Genomic DNA, 26,106 nt, shown 5'->3' with positions numbered 1-26,106 from the left:
GGCTCAAGAGACCGCGGAAGTCGAGGAGACCCCAGAAGTCGCAGAGGTTGAGGAAACGGTTGACGCCGTAAAGCCCGGCGACGCCGACTCCGCCGAGGACGTCCATGCCGTCGACCACGACGAGGAACCGGGTCGCCTGAAGCGGTTCGCCGCGCGGGCGAGGAAGCGATCGTCGGGAAAAATCGTCCTCGCGGTGCTGGCGCTGCTCGTGGTCGCGTCGCTCGCCTTGCTCGGCGGACTGTATTGGTTCTCCTACCGGCCGGACCGCGCGACCGACGCGGCGGCCGCGAAGTCGGCGATTTCCGCCGCCAGTGACGGGACGGTGGCGGTGTTGTCGTATTCGCCCGACACCCTCGACCGCGACTTCTCTTCCGCGAAGTCACATTTGACCGGTGACTTCCTCTCCTACTACGACCAATTCACCCAGCAGATCGTCGCCCCGGCCGCCAAGCAGAAGGCGGTGAAGACCACCGCGGTGGTCCTTCGGGCCGCGGTGTCGGATCTGCATCCCAATTCCGCCGTGGTGCTGTTGTTCGTCAACCAGAGTACGCAGAGCAAGGATCGACCGGAGCCGACCTTCACCAACAGCAGCGTGTCGGTCACGCTGACGAAAGCTGATGGCAAATGGCTGATTTCGTCGTTCAACCCGATATAGGGCCGTCGCGTTGACCACAGGCGACATTCATTCGATGGTGATCGCGTCGGACTATCGCGTACCCGATCCCAGCCGGGTGTGGCCGCTGCTCGAGCGCCGGAAGGCGGCCCTGGCCGACATCGGCGCCCACCACGTCCTCGTCTACACCTCGACGCACGACTACGGCCGCGTGCTGGTGATGATCGGGGTGCACAGCCGCGAGCCGATCGTGGAACTGCTGCGCTCCCGCGTCTTCTTCGACTGGTTCGACGCGGCGGGCATCGACGACATCCCCGCGGTCTTCGCCGGTGAGATCGTCGAGAGGTTCAACCCGGCGCCCACGGCGAGCCAGGGGGCGCCCGGCGTCGTGGTGGCCACCATCGCCTCCGTTCACGACGTGTCGGCACTCACCGCCGAAGTCGCCTCTGCCACAGACAGATTCGCCGCGGCCGGCATCCGCAAGACCTGGATCTTCCAGGCCTTCGACGATGAGCACGAGGTGCTGATCATGTCGGAGTTGCCCGACGAGGAGAGCGCGCAGCGGTGGATAGAGCATCCCGACGCCGCGGCCGAGTGGATGTCCGGCGCCGGGGCGGGGCCCTATCCGCCGATTTTCGTCGGCCAATTCACCAACATGATGCGCATCGAGGCGGACTGAGCGGCGACCGGGATGTTCGTCTGCCTGTGTAACGGGGTCACCAGTCAAACGGTGGCCGAGGTGGTAGAGGCCGGGGCCTGCACGACCAAGGACGTCGCCCGGGCCTGCGGGGCGGGCGCCGACTGCGGGCGCTGCCGGCGGACCGTCCAGGCGATGCTGCGATCTTCGGACCCGAACGGCGCAGCCACCCGATCCTGACGGCCTCAGCGGCGAACGCTGCCGTCCGGCGACATCGGCTGGACGAGTTCGACGAGCAGCGGCGGGATTTCGAGCCGCGGCAACACCACCTCGACGAGCACCATGCTGTCCTGGTGCCGCGCGGCGGCGGTCAGGGCGTCATCGAGCTCGCCGTAGGTTTGCACCCGGAACGCCAGGTGGTCGGCGACGCCGAGCGCATTCGGGATGTCCGTCCATTTCCAGTTGACGATGTCGTTGTAGGGCGCCGTTTCTCCGTGGATTGCGCGCTCGACGGTGTACCCGTCGTTGTTGACCACCACGATGACCGGGGACAGCCCTTCCCGGGAGAAGTTGCCGAGCTCTTGGACCGTCAGTTGCGCTGCGCCGTCGCCGATCAGCAACACCGTCCGCCGGTCCGGATGCGCGACCCCGGCCCCCAGGGCCGCGGGCAGCGTGTAACCGATTGAGCCCCAAAGCGGTTGGCCGATGAACGTCACCCCCTGGGGTAGGCGATGGTCGGCCATCCCGTAGAAGGAGGTGCCCTGGTCGGCGAGGACCACGTTGCCCGGCGTGAGGGCCACGCACAGGCGGTCCCACAGCAGCTGTTGCGTCAGCCGTTGATCGCGTGGGGGCGGTGGGGGGAGGGGCGCGGCCGGCGGCGACACCACCGGGGGTGACGCGATGCCACGCCGCGACAGGATGGTGGCCAACGCATCCAGCGCGGCGCCCATTTCCAGGGGCGCGAAAACCTCGCCCGCCACGCTGCTTTGGTACTGCCCGACGTCGATGGTCCGCGCCGGATCGATCCGCTGGCTGAAGAAGCCGCTGACCATGTCGGTGAACACCACCCCGGCGGTGACCAGCACCGGGGCCTCCTCGATGGCGGTGCGCACCGCCTCGGCGCTGGCCGATCCGGCGTAGATTCCCAGGTAGTTCGGTGAGCTCTCGTCGAGCAGACTCTTGCCCCACATCAGCGTGGCATAGGGCACGACGTCGGCGGCCAGCAGCGCTTCGAGTTCTTTGACCACCTGTAACCGGTGGACCAGCAGATCGGCCAGCACGGTCAGTTGGCGGTCGGCGATGAGACCGGAGGCGGCCTCGACGAACAGCGACAGCGCCCGGGGGCTGGTGCCGCCCGTGTAGCGGGGCAGCGGCGCAGCGGGCGGTTCGGTGGGGAAGCGGGCCACGTCCGTGGACAACAGGATGTAGCCGGGCCGTTTCTGCTCGCGCACCTCGGAGAGCACCCGGTCGATCTCCCGGCGGGCGGTCGCCGGCATGAGGTTGGCCTGGGCGCAGGTGATCTCGCGGCTGACGCGGAGGAAGTGCTCGAAGTCCCCGTCGCCCAGCGAATGGTGCAACGCCCGCCGGGTGCCCTGCGCGTCCTTCGAGGGGCCACCGACGATGTGCACGACGGGCACCTGCTCGGCGTAACTGCCGGCGACGGCGTTGGCCGCCGATAGTTCGCCGACACCGAAAGTGGTTACCACGGCTGACATTCCGCGCAGCCGGCCGTACCCGTCGGCGGCATAGCCGGCGTTGAGCTCGTTGGCGTTGCCCACCCAGCGGATCGCGGGGTGGGCGACGATGTGGTCGAGGAACTCCAGGTTGTAGTCGCCGGGAACCCCGAAGATCTCGGTGACGCCGAGTTCCGCGAGCCGGTCCAGCAGGTAGTCGCCGACGGTGTAGAAGGGCTGGTCGACGGCGTCAGTCACAAGCACGACGGTACCTGCCGAATCCGTTCCGGGCGGGACGCCGTTTCAGTATCGTGCGGGCCGTGGCACTCAAAGAATCCCGCGACATCGTCATCGAAGCCAGTCCGGAGGAGATTCTGGACGTCATCGCCGATTTCGAGGCGATGCCCGAATGGTCCGAACCCCATCAGAGTGCGGAGATCCTGTCGACCGGCGACGACGGGCGGCCCAGCCAGGTGAAGATGACGGTTCGGGTCGCCGGCATCACCGACGAACAGGTGGTGGCCTACACCTGGGCCGACGACGAGGTGAGCTGGAAGCTGGTGAGTTCCTCCCAACAGAAGGCGCAGGACGGCAAGTACACGCTGATTCCGCAGGGGGACGCGACCCTGGTCAAGTTCGAGTTGCTCGCCGACCCGAACGTGCCGCTTCCGGGCTTCGTCTTGAAGCGCGCGGTGAAGGGGACGATCGATTCGGCGACGAAGGCGCTGCGCGATCGGGTGCTGAAGGTGAAGAAGGGCAAGTAGCCGCGGTGGGCAACGGTGGGCCGCTGGCCGGGGTGAAGGTGATCGAACTCGGCGGGATCGGCCCCGGTCCGCACGCGGGCATGATGCTGGCCGATCTGGGCGCCGACGTGGTGCGGGTGCGCCGACCCGGCGGCGGATTGACGATGCCGGCCGAGGACCGCGATCTGCTGCACCGCGGGAAACGGATCGTCGACCTGGACGTCAAAACCCAACCGGGGGTGCTGCTCGATCTGGTCGCCAAGGCCGACGTGCTGCTGGACTGCTTCCGGCCCGGCACCTGCGAGCGGCTCGGCATCGGCCCCGACGAGTGCGCGGCGGTCAATCCGCGGCTGATCTTCGCGCGGATCACCGGCTGGGGGCAGGGCGGGCCGCTGGCCCAGACGGCGGGGCACGACATCAATTACCTGTCGAGGACCGGCGCGCTCTCGGCATTGGGCTACGCTGACCGACCCCCGATGCCGCCGCTGAATCTGGTGGCCGACTTCGGTGGCGGTTCGATGCTGGTGCTGCTCGGCATCGCGGTCGCCCTGTACGAGCGTGAACGTTCGGGCCAGGGGCAGGTCATCGACGCGGCGATGGTGGACGGCGTCAGCCTGCTCGCCCAGATGATGTGGACGATGAAGTCGACCGGGGCGCTGCGTGACCGGCGCGAGTCGTTCCTGCTCGACGGCGGTGCCCCGTTCTACCGCTGCTACGAGACCTCCGACGGCAAATACCTGGCCGTCGGCGCCATCGAACCGCAATTCTTCGCGGCGCTGCTGACCGGCCTCGGCCTTTCGCCCGATGAGGTGCCCGGCCAACTCGACATCGGGTCCTACCCGCAGATGTACGAGGTCTTCGCGCAACGGTTCGGCAGCCGGACCCGTGACGAGTGGACGACCATCTTCGCCGGCACCGATGCGTGCGTCACTCCGGTGCTGACATGGAGCGAGGCGGCCGCCGACGAACACTTGCGGGCGCGGTCCACCGTGATCACCGCCCACGGCGTCGACCAGGCCGCGCCCGGTCCACGCTTCTCGCGCACCCCGGCCGCACCGGTGGGTCGGCCACCGGCGGCCACCACGCCCCTCGCCGAAATCGACTGGTAGCCAGCCTGTTACGCCGAACCATTCCGCACCGGGGCCGGCATTGCTAGGTTGAGCGCAGTGGCCGTAAAAGCATCACGGGAATTTGTCGTCGACGCGCCGCCAGAAGTGGTCATGGAGGCGCTGACCGATGTCGGCGTGCTGGCATCGTGGTCACCGCTTCACAAACACATCGAAGTGATCGACCGTTATCCCGACGGTCGGCCCCACCATGTGAAAACCACGATCAAGATTCTCGGGCTCGTCGATAAGGAGATCCTGGAATATCACTGGGGTCCCGACTGGGTCGTCTATGACGCCAAAGGGACTTCCCAGCAGCACGGTCAGCACGTCGAGTACAACCTCAAACCCGAGGGTCTCGACAAGACCCGGGTGCGCTTCGACGTGACGGTCGAGCCCGGCCGGCCGATGCCCGCCTTCATCGTCCGGCGGGCCAGCGAAAGCGTTCTTGACTCATCGGTAAAGGGCTTGTGCGAATTGGTAAAGCACTTCAGAGGTTCGACGGAGCAGGAATAGTCAGCGGCTCGCGGTTTTGCCTTCGTCAGCGGCTGAGCGGTTGCTAACTTATTAGCAGTGGCCGTTCAAGCATCGTCGGAAATCGTCATTGACGCGCCTCCGGAAGTGATCATGGAGGCGCTGGCCGACATGGACGCCGTGCCGTCATGGTCGTCGGTGCACAAGCGGGTCGAAGTCGTCGACAAGCACCCCGACGGCCGACCGCACCACGTGAAGGTCACCATCGCGGTGACCGGCATTCACGACACGGAACTGCTCGAATACCACTGGGGCCCGGACTGGATGGTGTGGGATGCTCAGAAGACCGCCCAGCAACGTGGCCAGCACGGGGAGTACACCCTGACCCGGGAGGGCTACGACAAGACCAGGGTGCGGTTCGCCATCACCGTCGAACCATTCGCCCCGCTGCCCGAGTTCTGGGTCAACCGGGCCCGCAAGAAGATCCTCGATTCCGCGCTGGAGGGGCTGCGCAAGCGCGTGGTCGAGGGCTTCGGCCCGGCCGGGTAGCCGGCCCGTCACCGCAAGGCGGCCAGCCGCCTGACCGCCTCGTCAAGGGTGTCTTCGCGTTTGCAGAAGGTGAACCGCACCAAGTGATTCCACACGTCGGGATGTGAGCCCGCCGGATCACAGAAGGGCGACAGCGGAATGGCCGCCACCCCGACCTTTTCCGGCAGCGCCGCGCAGAACGCGGTGCTGTCGTCGTAGCCCAGGGGGCGGGGGTCGGCGCAGAGGAAGTACGTACCGGCGCTGTCGTGCACCTCGAAGCCGATCTCGGACAGCCCGGCGGCCAGCCGATCGCGACGGGCCTGCAAAGAGCTGCAGAGCCGGGCCACCCATGCGTCCTCGGTGTCGAGCGCCAGAGCCACCGCGGGCTGGAACGGCGCGCCGCCGACGTAGCTCAGGTACTGCTTGGCCGCACGCACCCCGGCGATGAGTTCTGCTGGGCCGCAAGCCCATCCGATTTTCCAGCCGGTGCAGTTGAACATCTTGGCCGCACTGGAGATGGTGATCGTCCGCTCGGCCATGCCGTCGAAGCCGGCCAACGGCAGATGCCGGTGGTCCCCGAACACCAGGTGCTCGTAGACCTCGTCGGTGATCACCAGGAGGTCGGCGGCGGCGGCGACCTCGGCGATGGTGGCCAGCTCGGCCGCGCTGAGCACCGTGCCGGTCGGGTTGTGTGGTGAGTTGACGATCAGCGCACGGGTCCGAGGTGTCACCGCCCGGCGCAGGGCGTCCGCGTCCAAGGCAAAGCCACGACCATGGGGCACCAGGGGCACGGCCACCCGGTGCGCGCCGGCCATCGCCAGCACCGGCGAGTAGGAGTCGTAGAACGGCTCGATCAGCAGGACCTCCGAGCCGGGCTCGATCAGGCCCAGCACCGCGGACGCGATGGCCTCGGTCGCCCCGACCGTCACCAGCACTTCGGTGTCGGGGTCGTATTCGATGCCGAAATGCCGCTGCCGCTGGGCGGCGATGGCGTGCCGCAGCGGTGCGACGCCGATGCCGGGCGGGTACTGGTTGTTTCCCTCGGCGATGGCGTCTTGGGCGGCCTTCAGCATGGCCGCGGGCCCGTCCTCGTCGGGGAAACCCTGGCCGAGGTTGACCGCGCCGACCCGAGCGGCCAGCGCCGACATCTCGGCGAACACCGTCGTCGCGTACGGACGCAGTCGCGACACCGTCATGCTGGTCGAGCTTAGGGGTCTTCGGTGCTCGAACGTCACGCCCGTGTGGCGCTCGCCGTCCGGCGTCACGCCAGCGTGCCCCCCGCAAGCGGGGGTTCCCCGGCTCGGCTCACCGACCAGCGGCGATCGGCCCAACCAACAGGTTGGCCGGGCACTTTGTTAGGGTGCGGTATCTGGACCTACCTTTAATACGGATCCGAAACCCACTTGCGAAGAGGAACTCGACATGTCCGAAGAAGCCTTCATCTATGAGGCCATCCGCACCCCGCGCGGCAAGCAAAGAAACGGTTCGCTGAACGAGGTCAAGCCGGTGAACCTGGTCGTCGGGCTGGTCGACGAGCTGCGCCGGCGCAACCCCGACCTCGACGAGAACCTGATCAGCGACCTGATCCTCGGCGTCGTGTCCCCGGTCGGTGACCAGGGCGGCGACATCGCCCGCACCGCGGCGCTGGTGGCTGGGCTGCCCGAGACCACCGGTGGAGTGCAGCTCAACCGGTTCTGCGCCTCGGGGCTGGAAGCTGTCAACACCGCCGCGCAGAAGGTGCGCTCCGGCTGGGACGACCTTGTGCTGGCCGGCGGTGTCGAGTCAATGAGCCGCGTCCCGATGGGCTCCGACGGCGGCGCCTGGGCGCTCGACCCGGAGACCAACTACCGGATCGGCTTCGTGCCGCAGGGCATCGGCGCCGACCTGATCGCCACCATCGAGGGCTTCTCCCGTGACGACGTCGACGCCTACGCACTGCGCTCGCAGCAGAAGGCCGCCGAGGCCTGGTCGGGCGGTTACTTCGCCAAGTCGGTGGTGCCGGTGCGCGACCAGAACGGCCTGGTCATCCTCGACCACGACGAGCACATGCGGCCCGACACCACGATGGAGGGCCTGGCCAAGCTGAAGACCGCGTTCGACGGCATCGGCGAAATGGGCGGCTTCGACGACGTGGCGCTGCAGAAGTACCACTACGTCGAGAAGATCAACCACGTCCACACCGGGGGCAACAGCTCCGGCATCGTCGACGGCGCCGCGCTGGTGCTGGTCGGCTCGGAGGCCGCCGGAAAGTCGCAGGGCCTGACCCCACGGGCGCGCATCGTCGCCACCGCGACCAGTGGTTCCGACCCGGTCATCATGCTGACCGGTCCGACCCCGGCCACCCAGAAGGTCCTCGACCGTGCGGGACTGACCGTCGACGACATCGACCTGTTCGAACTGAACGAGGCGTTCGCGTCGGTGGTGCTGAAGTTCCAGAAGGACCTCAACATTCCCGACGAGAAACTGAACGTCAACGGTGGCGCCATCGCGATGGGCCACCCGCTGGGCGCCACCGGCGCCATGATCACCGGCACCATGGTCGACGAGCTCGAGCGCCGCAACGCGCGACGCGCGCTGATCACGCTGTGCATCGGCGGCGGCATGGGTGTCGCCACCATCATCGAGAGGGTTTAAGACCATGGCAGAGAACACAATCCAGTGGGACAAGGATGCCGACGGCATCGTCACGCTGACGCTTGACGACCCGACCGGGTCGGCGAACGTGATGAACGAGCACTACAAGGAGTCGATGCACAAAGCCGTCGAACGCCTTGTCGCGGAGAAGGATTCGGTCACCGGCGTGGTGATCACGAGCGCAAAGAAGACGTTCTTCGCCGGCGGCGATCTCAAGAGCATGATCAACGCCGGCCCGGAGAACGCCGGCGACGTCTTCACCGAGGTCGAGGACATCAAGCGCGACCTGCGGGCGCTGGAGACCCTGGGCAAGCCGGTGGTGGCCGCCATCAACGGCGCCGCGCTCGGCGGCGGCCTGGAGATCGCGCTGGCCTGTCACCACCGCATCGCCGCGGACGTCAAGGGCCTCGTCGTTGGTCTGCCCGAGGTGACGCTGGGCCTGCTGCCCGGCGGGGGCGGCGTCGCGCGCACGGTGCGGATGTTCGGCATCCAGAACGCGTTCATGAACATCCTGTCGCAGGGCACTCGCTTCAAGCCGGACAAGGCCAAGGAAATCGGGCTGATCGACGAGCTCGTCGGCTCCGCCGAGGAACTGGTCCCCGCCGCCAAGGCGTGGATCAAGGCGAACCCCGACTCGCACACGCAGCCGTGGGATGCCAAGGGCTACAAGATGCCCGGCGGCACCCCGTCGAGCCCCGGGCTGGCCGCCATCCTGCCGTCGTTCCCGGCGCTGCTCAAGAAGCAGCTCAAGGGTGCGCCGATGCCGGCGCCGCGAGCCATCCTGGACGCGGCCGTCGAGGGTGCGCAGGTGGACTTCGACACGGCCACCCGCATCGAGAGCCGCTACTTCACCTCGCTGGTCACCGGCCAGGTCGCCAAGAACATGATCCAGGCGTTCTTCTTCGACCTGCAGCACATCAACGGCGGCGGCTCGCGGCCCGACGGCATCGAGCCGGTCAAGATCAACAAGATCGGTGTGCTGGGCGCGGGCATGATGGGCGCCGGCATCGCCTACGTATCCGCCAAGGCCGGGTTCGACGTGGTGCTCAAGGACGTCAGCCTCGAGGCCGCGCAGAAGGGCAAGGGTTACTCGGAAAAGCTTGAGGCCAAGGCGCTTCAGCGTGGCAAGACGACCGAGGAGAAGAGCAAGGCGCTGCTGGACCGCATCACGCCGTCGGCCGACCCCGCGGACTTCAAGGGCGTCGACTTCGTGATCGAGGCGGTGTTCGAGAACCAGGAACTCAAGCACAAGGTGTTCCAGGAGATCGAGGACATCGTCGAGCCGAACGCGCTGCTCGGGTCCAACACCTCGACGCTGCCGATCACCGGTCTGGCGACCGGCGTCAAGCGGCAGGAGGACTTCATCGGGATCCATTTCTTCTCACCGGTCGACAAGATGCCGCTGGTCGAAATCATCAAGGGCGAGAAGACTTCTGACGAGGCACTGGCCCGTGTTTTCGACTACACGCTGGCCATCGGCAAGACCCCGATCGTGGTCAACGACAGCCGCGGCTTCTTCACCAGCCGCGTCATCGGTACCTTCGTCAACGAGGCCTTGGCGATGCTCGGTGAGGGCGTCGAACCCGCCAGCATCGAGCACGCCGGCTCGCAGGCCGGCTACCCGGCCCCGCCGCTGCAGCTGTCCGACGAGCTGAACCTCGAACTGATGCACAAGATCGCGGCCGCCACCCGTAAGGGCGTCGAGGACGCGGGCGGTGCCTATGAGCCGCACCCGGCGGAGGCCGTCGTGGAGAAGATGATCGAGATCGGCCGCCCGTCGCGGCTGAAGGGCGCGGGTTTCTACGAGTACGTCGACGGCAAGCGCACCGGGCTGTGGCCGGGCCTGCGGGAGACGTTCAAGTCCGGTTCGTCGGAGCCGCCGCTGCAGGACATGATCGACCGGATGCTGTTCGCCGAGGCGCTGGAGACGCAGAAGTGCCTCGACGAGGGTGTGTTGACGTCGACGGCCGACGCCAACATCGGGTCGATCATGGGCATCGGCTTCCCGCCGTACACCGGTGGTAGCGCGCAGTTCATCGTCGGCTACTCCGGCGCGGGCGGTACGGGCAAGGAAGCCTTCGTGGCCCGTGCCCGCGAGCTGGCCGCCAAGTACGGCGACCGCTTCCTGCCGCCGGACTCGCTGACCTAGGGTCCCCTAGTCGCGAAAGCCCCCGAAGCGCTTGTCTTCGGGGGCTTTTGCGTGGACGGGCAGGCGAGGCATGAACCCTTGCGACGCCCGACGGCGTGTCGCCGCAACTGGTTATGTGTCGCGCCGCTGAAAGAGGTAGTACCGCGCCGGCGTCTTCTCGGCGCGGTCCAGCTCGCGCTCGTCGCCGGCCGACAGCATCGTCCAGGTGGGCGCGAAGCGTCGTTCCATCTCGGTGTGGCCGATGCCGCGCACGCCCACCCTGCCCCCGGGAACGAATGCGACGATCAGCAGCCACGCGTCGGGGGCCGCCACGGCGCTGATCTCCCGGACGTAGGCCTCGCGATCGTCGTCGCTCATGTTGTGCAGGCAACCATTGTCGACGATCAACTCGAAGTTCGAGCCGATGCCGCTCCGGCTCAACTCTGTGACGTCGGCCTGGACGAAGTCGACCGCCGCGCCGGCGGCCGCGGCCTTGGCGCGTGCCCGCTCGAGGGGCTTGGCGACGAAGTCGACCGCGATGACGTTCCAGCCGTGCTGGGCGAGATAGATCGAGCAGTCACCGGTTCCGCACCCGACTTCGAGGGCCGAGCCCGGCGGGAGCGCAGGCGTATCGGCCGTTCCCTCGACCAGGTTCCGCACGCTCTGCGCGAGCGGGTGACCGTCCCAGGGGGTGAAGCCGATGCGGTAGAAGATCCGGAACAGCGTCTGCTTGGAAGCCATACCTCACCCTAAGCGGGATTGCCGCGGGGCTACCTGGAGGCGGCGGCGATTCGGCGCCATTGCTCACGCGGGAACACCTTCGGGTCGGCCAGCAGCACCTGGACGCAGACGTGGTCGGCGCCGGCCGGACGATGCTCGGCGACCCTGCGCATGATCGCCTCTTCGTCACCCCACGCGATGATGGCGTCGAAGAGCCGATCGCTGACGTGGGTGAGGTCCTCTTCGGTGAACCCGGTGCGCAGCAGATTGTTGGCGTAATTGGGCAACGCCAAATACGCTCGCAGCCAATCGGTTCCGATGAGTCGCGCCTCGTCGGCGCTGTCGGTCAGGATCACGGTCTGCTCCGGCAGCAGCGGGGGGCCGTCGCCCAAAGTCGAACGGGCAGAAGCGGTGTGGTCGGGGGTGACCAGGTAGGGGTGGGCCCCGCGGGCGCGGGTCGCGGCCAGGGTGAGCATCTTCGGGCCGAGCGCGGCGAGGACCCGGCTTTCGGGCGGTACGGGATGCGGCGCGGCATCCAGCCCGTCCAGGAACGCCGCCGTGGCCGCCAGCGGTTTGCGGTACCGCCCGGGTTGGCCCGCGTCGATCAGCGGTGCGTGGCTGACGCCGATCCCCAGCAGGAAGCGGTCCCCGTGCTCGGCGGTCAACGTCGCGTAGGACTCAGCGACGTCGCCGGGCGCATGCATCCACAGGTTGAGGATCCCGGTGGCGATCACGGTCCGCTTGGTCGCGCCGAGCAAATTGCCGACCGCGTCGAAGACCGGCCCGCCGACGTCGGGTATCCACAGCGCCGGAAAGCCTAATTCGTCCAATTCCGCTGCCGCCTCGGCGGATTCAGACGGATCGCCGTATCGCAGTTGGCTGCTCCAGATTCCCACACCGGCTAGTTCCATGGGCGGTCTTTTCTTTCGTTCGCTTGCAGGTCGGTTTCGCTGTAGTCGGGCACCGGCATCGAATCGTGCATGCGGACGCCATTGGCGTTCAGCTTCGCCAGCGATCGCGAAAGCGACGCCGGTAGCAGCGAGACCAGCCGGGCGCCACGGGTCAATGCCCACACCCCGAGTCGCGAGCCGGGGATGATGCCCTTGGCGGCGCCGCGCGCGAAGGCCCGGCTGCGATGCACCGGTTCACGCATCTGCAATTCGTAGGCCGCGAACGCGCGCAGATGGTCGCCGTCCGCCGCGGCGAGCTCCCCGGCCAGTACGTAGGCGCCGAGCACGGCAAGGCTGGTGCTGCCGCCCACCGCGGGGCCGGGGCAGTATCCCGCGTCGCCGACTAGGGTCACCCGCCGCCGGGACCATCGGTCCAGCCGCAGTTGGCTGATCGAATCGAAGTAGAAAGCGGGCGTGTTGTCGAGTTCGCTCAGCCAGCCGTCCACCTGCTCGTGCATGTCGGCGAAAGTGTCGCGCAGGATTGCCTTCTGCCGCAGCGCATCCCGATGGTCGTAGTCGAGCTCTTGTTTGGTGCGGAAGAGGAAGATGGCGCGCGCGTCGTCCAGGTGCTCGGCGGTGTACATGGCCGCGAGGCGGCCCACGCCGACGTGGCAGGTCATCTCCCCGCGGCCGGCCAGTGCCTTGGGCGCCGACACCACCGCCAGATAGCCGCCGAGGAATCGGGTGAGGTTGGCTTCGTCGCCGAAGGTCAGCTGCCGGACGTTGGAGTGCAGCCCGTCGGCGCCGACGACGACGTCGAAGCGGCGGGCGGGGGCATGCTCGAATGTCACCTCGCCGTCGTGGTCGATCGAGGTGATCGAGTCCCCGAACAGGTACTCGACGTCGTCGCGACCGGCGGCGTAATAGATTTCGCTGAGGTCGTCGCGCATGATCTCCACGTGCCGGTCGGACGTGGCGGCGTAGATCTTGGTGAGGTCGATCTCGATGGGCCGCGCCCGCCCTTCCCGGTGCATGGTCATGCGGTTGGTTCCGGTGGCGAGCGCCTCGATCTGAGGCAGGACAGCCATGTCCGCCGAAATCTCCATCGCGGGACGGAACAGGTCGACGGCGTGGCCGCCGGTCTTACGCAGGGTGGGCGCGCGCTCGACGACGGTGACGTCGAAGCCGCGACGGGTCAGCCAGTAGGCCAGCACCGGGCCGGCGATGCTGGCGCCGGAGACCAGTACGCGCACGGCGACCTCCCGCTTGCTTGTCGATGGGTAAGCCTAGCGGGGGCCCGTGGAAGGGCTGCCCGCGGCAGTGGAGGGAATTGCCTTCTGCGACGTGGTGGTCGGCGGCGGGTTAGAGTCCGTTGCTATGCGCTTCGGTCTCTTCATCCCGCAAGGCTGGCGAATGGATCTGGTCGACATCGAACCGGAGAAGCACTGGGCGGTGATGCGCGACCTGGCTGTCTACGCCGACAGCAGCGCGTGGGACTCGCTGTGGGTCTACGACCATTTCCACACCGTCCCGCTGCCGACCGGTGAGGCCACGCACGAGGCGTGGTCGCTGATGGCCGCATACGGCGCGGTCACGTCGCGGATCAAACTCGGCCAGATGTGCACCGCGATGAGCTACCGCAATCCGGTGTACCTGGCCAAGGTCGCAGCGACCGCCGACATCATCTCCGGTGGGCGGATCCAGATGGGCATCGGCGGCGGCTGGTACGAACATGAGTGGCGCGCTTACGGTTACGGGTTTCCGTCGGCCGGCGTGCGGCTGGCCCGGTTGGACGAGGGCGTACAGATCATGCGTGATGCCTGGCGCGACGGCAAGGTTAGCTTCGAGGGCAAGCACTACCAGGTGGACGGCGCCATCGTATCTCCTAAACCACTGCAGGACAACGGGATTCCGCTGTGGATCGCCGGCGGCGGTGAGAAGGTGACTTTACGCATCGCCGCGAAATACGCGCAGTACACCAACTTCGCGCCCGAACCCGAGGCATTCGCGCACAAGTCGGAAGTGCTGGCGCGGCACTGTCAGCAGGTGGGCACCGACTTCGACGCCATCGTGCGCTCGGCCAACGTCAACGCGGTCGTCGGGACCTCCGACGACGACGTCAAGGACAGGTTGCGACGCGTCCGCGACCGCGTCGTCCGGTACGTGCCCGAGGCGGCCGCCGACGCGATGCTGGCCGCCGGCAGCGGACCCGATTCGGCAACCGGCACACCGGAACAGGTGATCGAGCGGATCGCCAAGCTCCGCGACCTCGGGTGCGAATACGCCATCTGCTATTTCCCGGAGGCTGCGTACGACCGTTCCGGCGTCGAGTTGTTCGAGCGCGAGGTGATTCCCGCGCTCAGCTAGCCGTCAGATGTCGGAGGTGACGTACCTCTTCTTGGCGGGAGGCTCCGCCAGCAGCGGCGGCAGGTCGGTGAGGCGACCTTCGCCGGCGCGAAACGCGCGGTAGGCCTCGTCCTGCTCGACCGTGTCCCACAGTTCGTAGATCAGCCAGTGGGCTTCGTCGTCCTCGTCGACGAGCACGTCTGTACCCAGGTTCCCGGCAAACGCCCGGGTGTCCTGCAAAGCCCGGCCCATGACGTCGCGCGCCCGCGGCACCGCCTCGGGCTTGAATTTCAGTTCGAGTATCACCGTGACTGGCATGGTCGTCTCCTCGGTTGCGGCGGCGATCCCAACATATCTGCCCGGCGAGACCAAGAATGAGAATGCGGTTTCCACTTTTCGGAAAGCTGTTATACGGTTCAGTGAGCAACATTCTGTCGGCACACCGTGGACGCTTCTGGAGGATCCCCCGATGCAAAAGGCGCTCGCACCCGAGATCTCGACCTGGCCCGACGAGAGCCCACAGCTGATCGGCAGCCGGTGCGGCAGCTGCGGCGCCACCACCTTTCCGGTGCAGCAGTGGTGCCCCCGCTGCAGCCTTGGCGAGATGACCGACGTGTTGCTGCCGCGCCGCGGAACCCTTGTCGCCTGGACCACGCAGGGCTTTCCGCCCGGGGCGCCCTATGCCGGCCCGAGCGGCAAGGACTTCGTTCCATTCGGCGTCGGGTTGGTCCAGCTCGATGACGTCATCCGGGTCGAGGGGCGGTTAACGGAGAACGACCCGGCGAAGCTGCAGTTCGGCCAGGAGGTCGAGCTCACGATGATTCCGCTGACCACCGACGACGAGGGCGCCGAAATCATGACGTTCGCGTTCCAGCCGGTCGCACAAGGAGGCTGAGATGACCAACGATGTCGCCATCATCGGCGTGGGCCTGCATCCGTTCGGCAGGTTCGACAAGACCGCGATGCAGATGGGCGCCGAGGCGATTCAGTCGGCGCTGAGCGACGCCGGAGTGGACTGGAAGGACATCCAGTTCGGTTTCGGCGGCAGCCACGAGGTGTCCAACCCCGACGCGGTGACCCGGTTGGTCGGCCTCACCGGCATCACGTTCACCAACGTGTTCAACGCGTGCGCCACCGCGGCCAGCGCCATCCAGCAGACCGCCGACACCATCCGGCTGGGCAAGTACGACCTCGGTATCGCCATTGGGCTGGACAAGCACCCGCGCGGCGCGTTCACCGACGACCCCGCCAAGCTGGCGCTGCCGCAGTGGTATGCCCAGAACGGGCAGTTCGTCACCACCAAGTTCTTCGGGATGAAGGCCAACAAATACCTGCACGACCACAACATTTCGCAGGCCACCCTGGCCAAGGTGGCGGCCAAGAACTTCCGCAACGGCGCGCTGAACCCGAATGCGTTCCGGCGCAAGCCGATTTCCGAGGAAGAGATTCTCAATTCGGCCGTGCTGAACTACCCGTTGACCCAGTACATGTTCTGTGCGCCCGACGAGGGGGCCGCGGCGGTGATCATGTGCCGTGCCGACATGGCGCACAAGTTCACCGACAAGCCGGTGTACGTGCGAGCCTGCGAGATCCGCACCCGCCGCTACGGCGCCTACGAAGTGCACGCCACCTTCGCGCCGCTCGACGAGGACGTGTCCCCGACGGTCTACGCGGCCAAGGCGGCCTACGAGGCGGCCGGCATCGGCCCCGAGGACGTCGACGTCGCCCAGCTCCAGGACACCGACGCAGGCAACGAGGTCATCCACATGGCCGAGACGGGGCTGTGCGCCGACGGTGAGCAGGAGAAGCTACTCGCCGACGGCGCCACTGAGATCCACGGCTCGATGCCGGTCAACACCGACGGTGGGTTGATCGCCAACGGCGAGCCGATCGGCGCTTCGGGGCTGCGGCAGATGCACGAACTGGTGCGTCAGTTGCGCGGTGAGGCGGGCGAGCGTCAGGTGCCCGGCAGCCCGCGCGTCGGCCTGGCCCAGGTGTACGGCGCGCCGGGCACCGCCTCGGCGACCATCCTGTCGCTCTAATCGATGGCGCGAGCAGACACAAAATCGTGTTGTACAGTGCTTTTTCGCGTGAGTTTGCGTCTGCTCGCGCTAAATCGCCGGGCCCAGTAGGTCGTCCGCGTCGCGGATGATGTAGCCGTAGCCCTGCTCGGCCAGGAAACGCTGCCGGTGCGCGGCGTACTCGGCGTCCAGGCTGTCGCGCGCCACCACGGAGTAGAAGATGGCGCCACCACCGTCGGCCTTGGGTCGCAGCAGCCGCCCCAGCCGCTGCGCCTCTTCCTGGCGTGAGCCGAAGGTTCCCGAAACCTGTACCGCCACAGATGCTTCCGGCAAATCGATGGAGAAGTTGGCGACCTTGGACACCACCAGCGTCGACACCTCGCCGCGGCGGAAAGCGTCGAACAGTTCTTCGCGTTCCTTGGTTCGGGTGGACCCCTGGATCACCGGGGCGTTCAGCTCGGCGCCCAGCTCGTCGAGCTGGTCGAGATAGGCGCCGATTACCAGCGTCTGCTCGCCGGGATGCTTGTCCAAGATCGACTTCACCACGGCGATTTTCGAATGCGCGGTTGAGCAAACCTTGTAGCGCTCTTCGGGTTCCGACGTGGCATAGATCATGCGCTCGTTGTCGGTCATGGTGACGCGAACCTCGACGCACTCGGCCGGGGCGATCCAGCCCTGGGCCTCGATGTCCTTCCACGGCGCGTCATAGCGCTTGGGGCCGATCAGCGAGAACACGTCGCCCTCGCGGCCGTCTTCCCGGACCAGTGTGGCGGTCAGCCCGAGGCGGCGCTTGGACTGCAGGTCGGCGGTCATCCGGAACACCGGCGCCGGCAGCAGGTGGACCTCGTCGTAGATGATCAGCCCCCAGTCGCGGCTGTCGAAGAGTTCCAGATGCCGGTACTCGCCCTTAGTGCGGCGGGTGATCATCTGATAGGTCGAGATGGTGACGGGCCGAATTTCCTTGCGCTCGCCGGAATATTCGCCGACCTCGTCCTCGGTCAGCGAGGTGCGCGCCACCAGTTCGCGCTTCCACTGCCGCGCGGCGACGATGTTGGTGACCAGGATCAGCGTCGTCGCGCTGGCCTTCGCCATCGCGGCCGCGCCAACCAGCGTCTTGCCGGCCCCGCACGGAAGGACCACCACACCCGACCCGCCGGACCAGAACGAATCGGTGGCCATCTGCTGGTAGTCGCGCAGGTGCCAGCCCTCCTGCGCCAGGCTGATCGGGTGCGCCTCACCGTCGACATAGCCCGCGAGATCCTCTGCGGGCCAACCGATCTTGAGTAGCATCTGCTTGACGCGGCCACGCTCGCTTGGGTGGACGACGACGGTGTCGTCGTCGATCCGGGCGCCGAGCATGGGTGCGATCTTCTTGTTGCGCAGCACTTCCTCGAGAACCGCCCGGTCCAGGCTCAGCAGCATCAGGCCGTGCGCCGGGTGTTTGACCAATTGCAGGCGGCCGTAGCGGGCCATGGTGTCGACGATGTCGACCAGCAGTGGCTGGGGCACCGCGTAGCGAGAGAAGCTGACCAGCGCGTCGACGACCTGTTCGGCGTCGTGACCCGCGGCGCGGGCGTTCCACAACGCCAATGGGGTGATGCGGTAGGTGTGCACGTGCTCGGGCGCGCGCTCCAGCTCCGCGAACGGCGCGATGGCGGCGCGCGCCGCGCCGGCCTGCTCGTGGTCAACCTCGAGCAGCACCGTCTTATCGGACTGCACAATCAACGGGCCGTCAGTCAATGGCGCCGCTCCTCTGCATTGTCTCGGCAGGACTGGTCCATTATCGGCCGTTCGCCGACACCACCGACGTGATGCGGTGGATGGCGAACTCGCGGAGTCGCCCCGACGCCGAGTCGAAGGCCGTCAGCTGACCGCCCCGAACGGTGATCGGCGACACGACCCGCTGGGTGGCGACGCCCGCGGCATCCAAATAACCGATCACCAAGGTGTCTTGTTCCCTCGCCGCGCGCTGCAACAACGATATGGTGACCGCCGGGTCGGCGCGATTGTTGCCGAACGGCGCGGCGGTCACCTTCCGCAGCACCGCCACCACCGCGTTCAGGCTCTCGCTGTTGGGCCGCGGCATCGGTCGGTAGGGTCGCCGCTGTTGCGGCGTGGCCACCCGCGCGCCCCGGGGGCGGACGTCGACGATGGCGCCGGTGGAGTCCTCGGCCGCCGGCGCGAAGCCCGCCGCGCGCAGTGCGACCAGCACCTCGCTGATCGGCGCCGGAGACACCGCGACGGTCGGGGCCAGGGCACGCAGTTGCACCCCTTCGGTAGCGGGCGCGGACACGGCCTGGGTCAGCAGCGCCGGGTCCTCGCACCGCACGAACGAAGTTGCCATGCCGATCCGCAGCTGGCCATGCCGGCGTGCGACATCGTCGATGAGGTAAGTAAGGCCCTGTGGGACAGGTGTTTTGGAGTGCTTGGCGAACAGGGCATGCATCCAGTCGCGGGTCTTTCCGACGTCGAGTGCATGCCGGATAGTCTGCTCGCTGACGCGGTACACCATCGCGGTACCGGCCGACTCGACGTTGGCCACCGCGGCCAGCTGCTCGGCGAGATCGCGCTGCAGTGGGCCCGGCACCACCACGGTCAGGTCGGCCTGGACCAGGAAATAATCGATCGGTTTGGGCAGGGCCCGTGCCATGGCGTCGATAGCGGTCTGGGAGTCGGCGCCCTCGTCCAGCAGGGCGCGGCCGGGGGTGCTCAGCGCCCCCCGCCCCACCAGACCCAGCGCGTGGCTCTCGGCCAGCAGATCACCCACCGGCCCGGGCTGCAGCCGCCTCGCCCAGCGAGGGCGCCGCCAGATCAGAGCCGCCGACGCTTCGACCGCACTGACACCGGCGCCCGGCGGCAACTGGGCCAGCGTGCTCAGCAACAGCCGGCGATCCAGCGGCGCCGCCGTCGAGTACAGCGCATCCGTAAGGGCGCCATAGGGTTTCGCGTCGGGCCCGCGGCTTCCGATCAGAGCCGGCCGGCTCGCCAGGTCCAGCCAGCTACTGGCCAGCAACTGCCAGCGCTCGGCGGTGGACAGCGCGGTGAATCGGTCGACGGCCACCGTCGGTGCCCAGTACGGTCCGTCACCCGTCGCCGGTTCGGGATCGGGCATCCCGCTGGCGATCAAGCCCGCCGCGGCCGCCACCTCGAGAATCAAGCCCAGCCGGGACTCGGCGATGCCGGTCACCTTGCTGAGCCGTTTGACATCACGAATTCCCAGTCCGCCGCTGCGCAGCTCGGAAATCGGTGTGGCGGCAAGCGTTTCGATCAGCACGTCGAGTTCTCGCAGCAGGTCGATGGTGGCCCCGGCCGCCGCCGCGTCAACGTCGTCAGTGGTGGTGGTCGACGTCACCGGATCGGGCGCCGTCAGCTGCATGGGACCGGGCTGTTCGCCGCGCAGCACCTGCCCGACGTGGCGGGGCAAGATCACCGTCTCGGCATCGATGCGTCGCAGCAGCCCCATCGCCAGCAGCTGGGGCACCGGCCGGTCCGCGGGTGCGCCGGGCGCGGCGTCACGGGTGCGGCCCATCGGGGAACCCTCGAGAAGTTTTTCCAGCACGTCAAGCTGGGCCTGGTTCAGGCCGTCGATGAGGTCGGCGATCTCCTCGCCGCTGCGCGAGGCGTCCTCGAGGGTGACCTGGCCCGGGTGCCACGGCAGGGCCGTGCCGGCGTCGGGTGCCACACGGAGCGCGGCGTCGCCCCACACCAGCGCGCGCTCCCGGAGATCGTCCAACGCCCCGACGACGTCGGCCTCGGGGGCCCGCTCACCGATCAGCGCCAGCAGTTTCGGCGTCGGCGCCGGCGCGGCATCGGCCTGCAGCACCAACAGCGCGTCGAGCACCGCCAGCCGCAGGTAATCGAGGTCGTCGGTGGCGGCCTTCACCGACTGGCGGGCCTGAGCGCGGGCGGCGAGCGCGGCGATGCTGCCGGGCGGGGGCTGGGCGAGGTCCGGCCGCAGCTCTAGCAGTCGGATCAGCCGCTCGTCGGGCAAGTCGGCCAACCACGACCCCAGCGGGATATCCGGGGTGTTGTCGGTCATTGCTGACCAGCGTAAAACAGTCGGCGGGTCGCAAGCAGGCAACGAACGAGCGGTCGAACTGGCGGTCTTGCGGGACGTGCGCCAGAGCGACCTGTCAGAATGGATGGCGTGGCTGACACTGCTGAGGCTAAAGCGCGCAAGACCAGGTATGTCGACAACGGCTGGCCGACGACGGACCACGACGACCACGCGGTGAGCGAACTCGCGACCGACCGGACGGGTGCGTTGTCGCCCTTCGGCGAGCTGGTGTTTCCGCTGCCCTCCACCGACCTGCCCTACCTGCACCCGGTCACCGTCGTTAACCGGTAGGCGCCAGGATGGCTAGGGCCTCTGAGGCCGCCAAGCCCCCGGCGACCTGGGCGTCGGGCGAATCCGGCTCGGGCGCGCTGTCACATCTGGACGATCGTGGGGCGGCGCACATGGTCGATGTCAGCGGCAAGGCAGCCACCCAGCGAACCGCCGTCGCCGCGGGTTCCTTGCATACGTCCCCACACGTGGTGGAGCTGATCTCGGCCGGGGGCCTGCCTAAGGGCGACGCGTTGGCGACGGCCCGGGTGGCGGGCATTCTGGCGGCCAAGCACACCAGTGACCTGATCCCGCTCTGCCACCAGTTGGCGCTCACCGGGGTCGACGTCGATTTCACCGTGGGGGAGTCCGACATCGAGATCACCGCGACGGTACGCAGCACCGACCGCACGGGTGTGGAGATGGAGGCGCTGACCGCCGTCAGTGTGGCCGGCCTGACGCTCTACGACATGATCAAAGCAGTTGACCCCGCCGCGCGCATCGATGACATTCGGGTGCTGCGCAAGGAAGGCGGCAAAACCGGAACGTGGGTGCGGTGATGAGCGCCCGATCCGCCCGCGTCATCATTGCCTCGACCCGCGCGTCGGCCGGGGTGTACGACGATCGGTGCGGCCCGATCATCGCCGAATGGCTTGGACAGCGCGGATTTTCGTGCGCCGAGCCGGAGGTGGTCGCTGATGGTGAGCCGGTCGGCGCGGCCCTGCGCAAGGCGGTCGACGACGACGTCGACGTCATCATCACTTCCGGGGGCACCGGCATTTCGCCCAGCGACAGCACGCCCGATCAGACGGTGGCGGTGCTGGACTACATGATCCCGGGGCTGGCCGACGCCATCCGCCGGTCCGGCCTGCCGAAGGTGCCGACGTCGGTGCTGTCACGCGGTGTGTGTGGCGTGGCGGGAGGGACCCTCATCGTCAACCTGCCGGGTTCGCCCGGCGGCGTGCGCGACGGCCTGGGCGTGCTCGCCGATGTGATCGACCATGCGCTCGATCAGATCGCCGGTGGAGACCACCAGCGATGACGCTCGTCGTCCGCGCGGCCATGACCGATCATCCGATCGAGCTGGCCGAGCACGAAGAGCTCGTGGGCCATCAGTCGGCCGGTGCCATCGTCGGCTTCGTCGGGATGATTCGCGACCACGACGGCGGGCGGCGGGTGGTGCGGCTGGAGTACTCCGCGCATCCGTCGGCCGAACAGGTCATGGCGGAGGTCGTGGCCGATGTCGCGGAGCAGTCGAGCGGGGTGCGCGCCGTGGCGGCGAGCCACCGGACCGGGGTGTTGCACATCGGGGAGGCGGCGCTGGTGGCCGCGGTCGCTGCCGAGCATCGTCAGGAGGCATTCGCCACCTGCGCGCTCCTGGTCGACACCATCAAGGCGCGGCTACCGGTGTGGAAGCACCAGTTCTTCGACGACGGAACCGAAGAGTGGGTGGGCTCGGCGTGACGCCGTAGCGATTGGAATGCCGGCACGCCCCGAAGCGGGAACGTTCGAGGCGTGCCGGGCAGTCTGACGGACGGAACTCAGGCGGACGGCTGCGCGATCGCGTCCAGCGCGTCGTTGCCCTGAATGTCCTGCGCCCGAATGGCCTCCCACAGCTGCTTCGTGTAGCCCACCGTGGAAACCTGCTGCGGCATGTTGGCCGGCACGAAACCGCGGAAGTCGTTGTCAACGACGGGCGCGTCGGCCGGAGGCGCCGGCGGCAGGTCCGCCGGAGGCGCGGGCGGCACGTCGGCGGGAGGCGCCGGCGGCATGGCGTCGGCCGGGGGCGCGGGCGGCACGTCGGCGGGAGGCGCCGGCGGCATGGCGTCGGCCGGGGGCGCGGGCGGCAGGTCCGCCGGGGGCGCCGGCTGGTCGAATCCGGTCAGCTGCACCGGCGCGGGGGGCGGCGGGGGAGCCAGCGGTGCCGGCTGGCCGTTGAGTCCGGGCGCGTCGAGCGGAGCGTCCTGGGCGGCGGGCGCCGGAACCTCGCGGGGCGTCGGGCCCGACAGCGGGCCACCGCACACGGGCCACGCGCCGCGGCCCTGAGTGGCCAGCACGCGCTCGGCGACGGCGATCTGCTGGTCCCTGGTGGCCAATTCGGCCGACGGCGCGTACTGGCCGCCGCCGTGCGAGGCCCAGGTGCTCGAGCTGAACTGCACGCCACCGTGGTAACCGTTGCCGGTGTTGATTCCCCAGTTGCCGCCCGACTCACACCGGGCTACCTGGTCCCATTCGCCGTCGGTGGCCGCGGCCGCCTGGCCGGCCAGGGCGATGCTGCCGCCACCGAGGACCGCGCCGGTGACGGCGATCTTGGCGACGCTGATGTTTGACGTGCTGGGCTTACGGTGACGTCCACTCATAGGCCGTGAAGGATCCTCTCGTGTCACGCGCCTGCGAGGTCAGCTGTCGGGTTCGGGTTGGAGAGGCCACCCGGCCGTCATCGAACTCAGTGCGTATCCACTGCGAAACGACGTCGGCTTCACCCCAAGGGGCCGCATGCGGCCCCGGTCCGATCACGGTGGACCGGTGGGTCCCCCGCCTCCATCCACGTAGGTCGGTGGGCCCCTGCCTATTGGATGGAGCTCGGCGCGATAGGGAGGGGAGGTCCGCCAATTCGGTTGTCTTGGCGAGCCTTCGGAGAAACGTAGCGGTTTCTGTTGGTCCCGTCACGTTGGGCGACACCCGGCGTTTCCCTCTCGGCCATGTGCGAAAACCCGAGGAGCACGCGGCATCCACGCAGGTCACCACGCCCGATATCGGAGCGTGATTGCGCCGTTATCATTCCGTTACGTGATGCATTTCACAGTTTTAGCCGCCAGCGAAGGGCGGTAGAACGTCGATCGTGTTGCCGGCGCGTAACGTCGCGGTCTCGTCGCGGACCGCGACCCCGTCGCACAGGTAGGAGCATCTGCTCAACACGTCGGCGAGTCGAGAGCCCCGGACGGCGAGGCGCCCGACCAGGTCGGCCACCGTCGTGCCCGGGCGCACCACCAGCCTCTCCGACTCGGCCCCAGCGGCCGCACGGGCGGCCGCGAAATAGCGCACGGTCACCTGAATCCCGTCTTGCTGGACGGCGGCCTGACCCATCGGGCTAGCCACCGATCGCACTCATCGGACGGTCGGGCTGGATGAAGTTGGGGTCATTGATGCCGTGACCGGCCGGCTTGCCCCACATCGCGACGCGCCACGCGGTCTCGATCGCGTCGTCGGACGCACCGCTGCGCAGGAGGGTTCGCAGATCGGTTTCCACGGCCGAGAACAGGCAGCTGCGGACCTGGCCATCAGCCGTGAGGCGGGTGCGGTCACACGCCGAGCAGAACGCGTGCGAAACCGATGCGATCACACCAAACTTGCCGCTCGGCGTGCCCGGACCGGTGTCGACCAGCCACAGCTCGGCGGGCGCCGATCCGCGCGGTGCCGGGTCCGGACGGAGCCGAAAGTGTGGGCGCAGCGCGTCGAGCACATCGTCGGCGCTCAGCGCCGCGCCCCGGCGCCACTGGTGGCCGGCATCCAGCGGCATCTGCTCGATGACCCGTAATTGGTAGCCGTAATCGAGGCAGAACCGCAGCAGCGCGACGACGTCGTCGCGACCGGTGACGGGGTCGAGCACGGCGTTCACCTTGACCGGCGTCAAGCCCGCGTCGTGGGAGGCGGTCAGGCCGGCGAGCACCTCGTCGAGCCGGTCCCGTCGGGTGATCGCCGCGAAATGGTCCGGATCGACGGTGTCCATCGAGACGTTGACGCGATTCAGGCCTGCCCGGGCGAGCGCGGCGGCCCGCCGCGCCAGTCCCACGCCGTTGGTGGTCAGAGAAATCTCGGGGCGCGGTCGCAGGCCGGCCGCCGCCGCGACCACCTCTTCGAGGTGCCGCACCAACAGTGGCTCGCCGCCGGTGAACCGCACGCTGGTCACACCCAAGCGGGTGACGGCGATGTGCATCAGCCGCGCCAGCTCATCGGGGCGGAGCAGGCGCTCGCCGGGCAGCCAGTCCAGGCCCTCGGCCGGCATGCAATAGGTGCAACGCAGGTTGCAGCGGTCGGTCAGCGAGACGCGCAGGTCGGTGGCGACGCGCCCGTAGGTGTCCACCAACGGGCCCGCGGCCGGCGCGCCCCGCGCTGCGTCACCGTCGGTGCGACCCGGCACCGTCGGCACACCCAATGCCGTCGCCGTCATGCGACCACCCCGGGGTAGAGCGACGGCGAACTGACCGGGACGATCTGCTTGCCCAGGGGCATCAATGAAACCGGGATCAGTTTTAGGTTGGCCAACGCGAGCGGGATGCCCACGATGGTGACCGCCATCGCCAGCGCGCTGACCAGGTGACCGATCGCCAGCCATACGCCGAACAACAGCACCCAGATGACGTTGCCGATGAGTGCCCCCGTTCCGGCAGTCGGTTTGTCGACGATCGTGCGGCCGAACGGCCACAACGCGTACGAGGCGATGCGCAGCGACGCGAAGCCGAAGGGGATGGTGATGATCAGCAGGAAGCTGACGAGCGCCGCAACCACGTATCCGGCGGCCATCCACAGGCCGCCGAACACGAGCCAGATGATGTTCAGGATCAGGCGCATATCTCCTCCACCGGTAACGCCCAGCGTACCGAGTAGGCGATAACGGGGGTGCTCGCGAGGCAAGCACCCGAGTAGGATCTACAGACCAAACGGCGTCCTGCGCAGGCGGGACGCTTATTGTGTTGGCCATTCTATTGATCCGTTAGACAAGCAGGTGAGACCAGTGCCGACCGGCAAGGTTAAGTGGTACGACGCCGACAAGGGGTTTGGGTTCCTGTCGCAAGAGGACGGCGAAGACGTGTACGTCCGCTCGTCGGCGTTGCCCGCTGGGGTCGAGGGGCTCAAAGCGGGCCAGCGCGTGGAGTTCGGCATCGCCTCCGGGCGGCGCGGGCCTCAGGCGCTGAGCCTCAAGCTGATTGAGCCGCCGCCCAGCCTCACCAAGGCCCAGGGCCGCCGCGATGCGCCCGCCGAGCACAAACACAGCCCGGATGAGCTGCACGGCATGGTCGAGGACATGATCACGCTGCTGGAGGGCGCCGTGCAGCCCGAGTTGCGCAAGGGCCGCTACCCGGACCGCAAGACGGCCCGACGGGTTTCCGAGGTGGTGCGGGCGGTCGCCCGGGAGCTCGACGCCTAGGAGCCTGCTGAATTAGTGGTGTTTGGGGCGAGGCGCCTCGAGCCGTCTTGCGGCGTTGTGGAAGTCAGACCCTGAGGTCGACAGGAGAGGTCGCCCCGCCGGTTTGAGAGTGGCACGGGT

At 68.0% G+C, this 26,106-nt stretch carries 29 protein-coding genes and 1 riboswitch; of the genes, 17 read left to right on the top strand and 12 right to left on the bottom strand.

What is annotated here, in order from left to right; genetic code table 11:
* Positions 1-136 precede the first annotated feature (136 nt).
* Genes H7J89_RS08235 through H7J89_RS08225 form a run of 3 tightly spaced genes read left to right on the top strand, consistent with a single transcriptional unit; the run spans position 137 to position 1,490 of the window.
* On the top strand, positions 137-655 hold the full coding sequence (locus H7J89_RS08235; RefSeq protein ID WP_264041706.1) for an Rv1363c family protein: 519 nt from the start codon (positions 137-139) through the stop codon (positions 653-655).
* Positions 656-665: 10 nt separating this feature from the next.
* The gene (locus H7J89_RS08230; protein ID WP_264041093.1) at positions 666-1,292 is read left to right on the top strand and encodes a fatty-acid--CoA ligase; all 627 of its coding nucleotides are present in this window, start codon (positions 666-668) and stop codon (positions 1,290-1,292) included.
* Between the two features lie 12 nt (positions 1,293-1,304).
* Positions 1,305-1,490, top strand: coding sequence for a (2Fe-2S)-binding protein (locus H7J89_RS08225; protein WP_264041086.1), 186 nt, complete (start codon positions 1,305-1,307; stop codon positions 1,488-1,490).
* 5 nt (positions 1,491-1,495) lie between these two features.
* On the opposite strand, the gene H7J89_RS08220 is transcribed toward H7J89_RS08225, so the two are convergent.
* A complete protein-coding gene (locus tag H7J89_RS08220; protein ID WP_264041065.1) occupies positions 1,496-3,181 on the bottom strand; it encodes an alpha-keto acid decarboxylase family protein in 1,686 nt (561 codons plus the stop codon).
* Positions 3,182-3,243: 62 nt separating this feature from the next.
* Here H7J89_RS08220 and H7J89_RS08215 point away from each other — a divergent pair, with 62 nt between their 5' ends.
* The 4 genes from H7J89_RS08215 to H7J89_RS08200 are packed head-to-tail and all read left to right on the top strand — an operon-like array spanning position 3,244 to position 5,795.
* Complete coding sequence (locus H7J89_RS08215; RefSeq protein WP_264041057.1) at positions 3,244-3,687, top strand: SRPBCC family protein; 444 nt, start codon at positions 3,244-3,246, stop codon at positions 3,685-3,687.
* Positions 3,688-3,692: 5 nt separating this feature from the next.
* Positions 3,693-4,775, top strand: a complete 1,083-nt coding sequence (locus tag H7J89_RS08210) for a CaiB/BaiF CoA transferase family protein (RefSeq protein WP_264041047.1) — start codon at positions 3,693-3,695, stop codon at positions 4,773-4,775.
* 57 nt (positions 4,776-4,832) lie between these two features.
* Positions 4,833-5,288: an SRPBCC family protein gene (locus H7J89_RS08205; RefSeq protein WP_264041036.1), complete on the top strand. Its 456-nt coding sequence runs from the start codon at positions 4,833-4,835 to the stop codon at positions 5,286-5,288.
* 57 nt (positions 5,289-5,345) lie between these two features.
* The gene (locus tag H7J89_RS08200; RefSeq protein WP_264041028.1) at positions 5,346-5,795 is read left to right on the top strand and encodes an SRPBCC family protein; all 450 of its coding nucleotides are present in this window, start codon (positions 5,346-5,348) and stop codon (positions 5,793-5,795) included.
* A gap of 8 nt (positions 5,796-5,803) precedes the next feature.
* Here the strand turns inward: H7J89_RS08200 and H7J89_RS08195 are convergent, their stop codons facing one another.
* Positions 5,804-6,970: a pyridoxal phosphate-dependent aminotransferase gene (locus H7J89_RS08195; RefSeq protein ID WP_264041018.1), complete on the bottom strand. Its 1,167-nt coding sequence runs from the start codon at positions 6,968-6,970 to the stop codon at positions 5,804-5,806.
* 226 nt (positions 6,971-7,196) lie between these two features.
* Between H7J89_RS08195 and H7J89_RS08190 the strand changes: the two genes are divergently transcribed.
* Both H7J89_RS08190 and H7J89_RS08185 read left to right on the top strand, forming a co-directional pair.
* Positions 7,197-8,408 carry an acetyl-CoA C-acetyltransferase gene (locus tag H7J89_RS08190; RefSeq protein WP_264041010.1) on the top strand — a complete coding sequence of 404 codons (1,212 nt, stop codon included), beginning with the start codon at positions 7,197-7,199 and terminating at the stop codon, positions 8,406-8,408.
* 4 nt (positions 8,409-8,412) lie between these two features.
* Positions 8,413-10,557: a 3-hydroxyacyl-CoA dehydrogenase NAD-binding domain-containing protein gene (locus tag H7J89_RS08185; RefSeq protein ID WP_264041003.1), complete on the top strand. Its 2,145-nt coding sequence runs from the start codon at positions 8,413-8,415 to the stop codon at positions 10,555-10,557.
* A 111-nt stretch (positions 10,558-10,668) separates the two neighbouring features.
* On the opposite strand, the gene H7J89_RS08180 is transcribed toward H7J89_RS08185, so the two are convergent.
* The 3 genes from H7J89_RS08180 to H7J89_RS08170 are packed head-to-tail and all read right to left on the bottom strand — an operon-like array spanning position 10,669 to position 13,399.
* Complete coding sequence (locus tag H7J89_RS08180; protein WP_264040997.1) at positions 10,669-11,277, bottom strand: class I SAM-dependent methyltransferase; 609 nt, start codon at positions 11,275-11,277, stop codon at positions 10,669-10,671.
* Positions 11,278-11,306: 29 nt separating this feature from the next.
* Positions 11,307-12,167 carry an LLM class F420-dependent oxidoreductase gene (locus H7J89_RS08175; protein WP_264040989.1) on the bottom strand — a complete coding sequence of 287 codons (861 nt, stop codon included), beginning with the start codon at positions 12,165-12,167 and terminating at the stop codon, positions 11,307-11,309.
* Positions 12,158-13,399 carry an FAD-dependent monooxygenase gene (locus H7J89_RS08170; RefSeq protein WP_264040982.1) on the bottom strand — a complete coding sequence of 414 codons (1,242 nt, stop codon included), beginning with the start codon at positions 13,397-13,399 and terminating at the stop codon, positions 12,158-12,160. The genes H7J89_RS08175 and H7J89_RS08170 overlap by 10 nt, the downstream gene beginning before the upstream one ends.
* A 124-nt stretch (positions 13,400-13,523) precedes the next feature.
* Here H7J89_RS08170 and H7J89_RS08165 point away from each other — a divergent pair, with 124 nt between their 5' ends.
* Entirely contained in the window at positions 13,524-14,513 is a 990-nt protein-coding gene (locus tag H7J89_RS08165; RefSeq protein ID WP_264040975.1) for an LLM class F420-dependent oxidoreductase, read from the top strand.
* Between the two features lie 3 nt (positions 14,514-14,516).
* Here the strand turns inward: H7J89_RS08165 and H7J89_RS08160 are convergent, their stop codons facing one another.
* Positions 14,517-14,810 carry a putative quinol monooxygenase gene (locus H7J89_RS08160; RefSeq protein ID WP_264040967.1) on the bottom strand — a complete coding sequence of 98 codons (294 nt, stop codon included), beginning with the start codon at positions 14,808-14,810 and terminating at the stop codon, positions 14,517-14,519.
* 151 nt (positions 14,811-14,961) lie between these two features.
* Here H7J89_RS08160 and H7J89_RS08155 point away from each other — a divergent pair, with 151 nt between their 5' ends.
* Together H7J89_RS08155 and H7J89_RS08150 are read left to right on the top strand one after the other, a co-directional pair.
* The gene (locus tag H7J89_RS08155) at positions 14,962-15,387 is read left to right on the top strand and encodes a Zn-ribbon domain-containing OB-fold protein (RefSeq protein ID WP_264041698.1); all 426 of its coding nucleotides are present in this window, start codon (positions 14,962-14,964) and stop codon (positions 15,385-15,387) included.
* Between the two features lies 1 nt (position 15,388).
* Positions 15,389-16,534, top strand: a complete 1,146-nt coding sequence (locus H7J89_RS08150) for a thiolase family protein (RefSeq protein WP_264040959.1) — start codon at positions 15,389-15,391, stop codon at positions 16,532-16,534.
* Between the two features lie 69 nt (positions 16,535-16,603).
* Here the strand turns inward: H7J89_RS08150 and H7J89_RS08145 are convergent, their stop codons facing one another.
* Both H7J89_RS08145 and H7J89_RS08140 read right to left on the bottom strand, forming a co-directional pair.
* A complete protein-coding gene (locus H7J89_RS08145) occupies positions 16,604-18,253 on the bottom strand; it encodes a DNA repair helicase XPB (protein WP_264040951.1) in 1,650 nt (549 codons plus the stop codon).
* A 40-nt stretch (positions 18,254-18,293) separates the two neighbouring features.
* Positions 18,294-20,552 (bottom strand): helicase-associated domain-containing protein, encoded by a 2,259-nt coding sequence (locus H7J89_RS08140; protein WP_264040944.1) that lies wholly within the window; start codon positions 20,550-20,552, stop codon positions 18,294-18,296.
* A gap of 108 nt (positions 20,553-20,660) precedes the next feature.
* Between H7J89_RS08140 and H7J89_RS08135 the strand changes: the two genes are divergently transcribed.
* Genes H7J89_RS08135 through H7J89_RS08120 form a run of 4 tightly spaced genes read left to right on the top strand, consistent with a single transcriptional unit; the run spans position 20,661 to position 22,301 of the window.
* On the top strand, positions 20,661-20,861 hold the full coding sequence (locus tag H7J89_RS08135; RefSeq protein WP_264040936.1) for a hypothetical protein: 201 nt from the start codon (positions 20,661-20,663) through the stop codon (positions 20,859-20,861).
* Positions 20,862-20,869: 8 nt separating this feature from the next.
* Positions 20,870-21,397, top strand: a complete 528-nt coding sequence (moaC, locus tag H7J89_RS08130; protein ID WP_264040928.1) for a cyclic pyranopterin monophosphate synthase MoaC — start codon at positions 20,870-20,872, stop codon at positions 21,395-21,397.
* Positions 21,397-21,879 carry a MogA/MoaB family molybdenum cofactor biosynthesis protein gene (locus tag H7J89_RS08125; RefSeq protein WP_264040919.1) on the top strand — a complete coding sequence of 161 codons (483 nt, stop codon included), beginning with the start codon at positions 21,397-21,399 and terminating at the stop codon, positions 21,877-21,879. Before moaC ends, H7J89_RS08125 begins: the two co-directional genes overlap by 1 nt.
* Positions 21,876-22,301 (top strand): molybdenum cofactor biosynthesis protein MoaE, encoded by a 426-nt coding sequence (locus H7J89_RS08120; protein WP_264040910.1) that lies wholly within the window; start codon positions 21,876-21,878, stop codon positions 22,299-22,301. Before H7J89_RS08125 ends, H7J89_RS08120 begins: the two co-directional genes overlap by 4 nt.
* 77 nt (positions 22,302-22,378) lie before the next feature.
* On the opposite strand, the gene H7J89_RS08115 is transcribed toward H7J89_RS08120, so the two are convergent.
* The 4 genes from H7J89_RS08115 to H7J89_RS08100 all read right to left on the bottom strand — a co-directional run bounded on the left by H7J89_RS08115 (position 22,379) and on the right by H7J89_RS08100 (position 25,409).
* The gene (locus tag H7J89_RS08115) at positions 22,379-23,197 is read right to left on the bottom strand and encodes a transglycosylase family protein (protein WP_264040903.1); all 819 of its coding nucleotides are present in this window, start codon (positions 23,195-23,197) and stop codon (positions 22,379-22,381) included.
* Positions 23,198-23,209: 12 nt separating this feature from the next.
* Positions 23,210-23,411: riboswitch (cyclic di-AMP (ydaO/yuaA leader) on the bottom strand.
* A 234-nt stretch (positions 23,412-23,645) separates the two neighbouring features.
* Positions 23,646-23,924: a MoaD/ThiS family protein gene (locus tag H7J89_RS08110; protein ID WP_264041691.1), complete on the bottom strand. Its 279-nt coding sequence runs from the start codon at positions 23,922-23,924 to the stop codon at positions 23,646-23,648.
* Between the two features lie 4 nt (positions 23,925-23,928).
* The gene (moaA, locus tag H7J89_RS08105) at positions 23,929-25,008 is read right to left on the bottom strand and encodes a GTP 3',8-cyclase MoaA (RefSeq protein ID WP_264040893.1); all 1,080 of its coding nucleotides are present in this window, start codon (positions 25,006-25,008) and stop codon (positions 23,929-23,931) included.
* A complete protein-coding gene (locus H7J89_RS08100; protein WP_264040888.1) occupies positions 25,005-25,409 on the bottom strand; it encodes a YccF domain-containing protein in 405 nt (134 codons plus the stop codon). The genes moaA and H7J89_RS08100 overlap by 4 nt, the downstream gene beginning before the upstream one ends.
* Positions 25,410-25,572: 163 nt before the next feature.
* Between H7J89_RS08100 and H7J89_RS08095 the strand changes: the two genes are divergently transcribed.
* On the top strand, positions 25,573-25,986 hold the full coding sequence (locus tag H7J89_RS08095) for a cold-shock protein (protein WP_067199948.1): 414 nt from the start codon (positions 25,573-25,575) through the stop codon (positions 25,984-25,986).
* Positions 25,987-26,106 lie beyond the last annotated feature (120 nt).

This window comes from Mycobacterium paraffinicum, assembly GCF_025822865.1.
Taxonomy (GTDB): Bacteria; Actinomycetota; Actinomycetes; order Mycobacteriales; family Mycobacteriaceae; genus Mycobacterium; species Mycobacterium paraffinicum.
The sequence above is the reverse complement of the archived record's forward strand: the minus strand, read 5'-3'. Positions and strand labels throughout refer to the sequence as shown.

Excerpts from the sequence above, each read along its gene's own strand:
- H7J89_RS08225 (WP_264041086.1), top strand. The coding sequence starts at position 1,305 with ATGTTCGTCTGCCTGTGTAACGGGGTCACCAGTCAAACGGTGGCCGAG.
- H7J89_RS08195 (WP_264041018.1), bottom strand. The coding sequence starts at position 6,970 with ATGACGGTGTCGCGACTGCGTCCGTACGCGACGACGGTGTTCGCCGAG.
- H7J89_RS08190 (WP_264041010.1), top strand. The coding sequence starts at position 7,197 with ATGTCCGAAGAAGCCTTCATCTATGAGGCCATCCGCACCCCGCGCGGC.
- H7J89_RS08185 (WP_264041003.1), top strand. The coding sequence starts at position 8,413 with ATGGCAGAGAACACAATCCAGTGGGACAAGGATGCCGACGGCATCGTC.
- H7J89_RS08180 (WP_264040997.1), bottom strand. The coding sequence starts at position 11,277 with ATGGCTTCCAAGCAGACGCTGTTCCGGATCTTCTACCGCATCGGCTTC.
- H7J89_RS08175 (WP_264040989.1), bottom strand. The coding sequence starts at position 12,167 with ATGGAACTAGCCGGTGTGGGAATCTGGAGCAGCCAACTGCGATACGGC.
- H7J89_RS08165 (WP_264040975.1), top strand. The coding sequence starts at position 13,524 with ATGCGCTTCGGTCTCTTCATCCCGCAAGGCTGGCGAATGGATCTGGTC.
- H7J89_RS08160 (WP_264040967.1), bottom strand. The coding sequence starts at position 14,810 with ATGCCAGTCACGGTGATACTCGAACTGAAATTCAAGCCCGAGGCGGTG.
- H7J89_RS08155 (WP_264041698.1), top strand. The coding sequence starts at position 14,962 with ATGCAAAAGGCGCTCGCACCCGAGATCTCGACCTGGCCCGACGAGAGC.
- H7J89_RS08150 (WP_264040959.1), top strand. The coding sequence starts at position 15,389 with ATGACCAACGATGTCGCCATCATCGGCGTGGGCCTGCATCCGTTCGGC.
- H7J89_RS08140 (WP_264040944.1), bottom strand. The coding sequence starts at position 20,552 with ATGACCGACAACACCCCGGATATCCCGCTGGGGTCGTGGTTGGCCGAC.
- moaC (WP_264040928.1), top strand. The coding sequence starts at position 20,870 with ATGGCTAGGGCCTCTGAGGCCGCCAAGCCCCCGGCGACCTGGGCGTCG.
- H7J89_RS08125 (WP_264040919.1), top strand. The coding sequence starts at position 21,397 with ATGAGCGCCCGATCCGCCCGCGTCATCATTGCCTCGACCCGCGCGTCG.
- H7J89_RS08120 (WP_264040910.1), top strand. The coding sequence starts at position 21,876 with ATGACGCTCGTCGTCCGCGCGGCCATGACCGATCATCCGATCGAGCTG.
- H7J89_RS08115 (WP_264040903.1), bottom strand. The coding sequence starts at position 23,197 with ATGAGTGGACGTCACCGTAAGCCCAGCACGTCAAACATCAGCGTCGCC.
- H7J89_RS08110 (WP_264041691.1), bottom strand. The coding sequence starts at position 23,924 with ATGGGTCAGGCCGCCGTCCAGCAAGACGGGATTCAGGTGACCGTGCGC.
- moaA (WP_264040893.1), bottom strand. The coding sequence starts at position 25,008 with ATGACGGCGACGGCATTGGGTGTGCCGACGGTGCCGGGTCGCACCGAC.
- H7J89_RS08100 (WP_264040888.1), bottom strand. The coding sequence starts at position 25,409 with ATGCGCCTGATCCTGAACATCATCTGGCTCGTGTTCGGCGGCCTGTGG.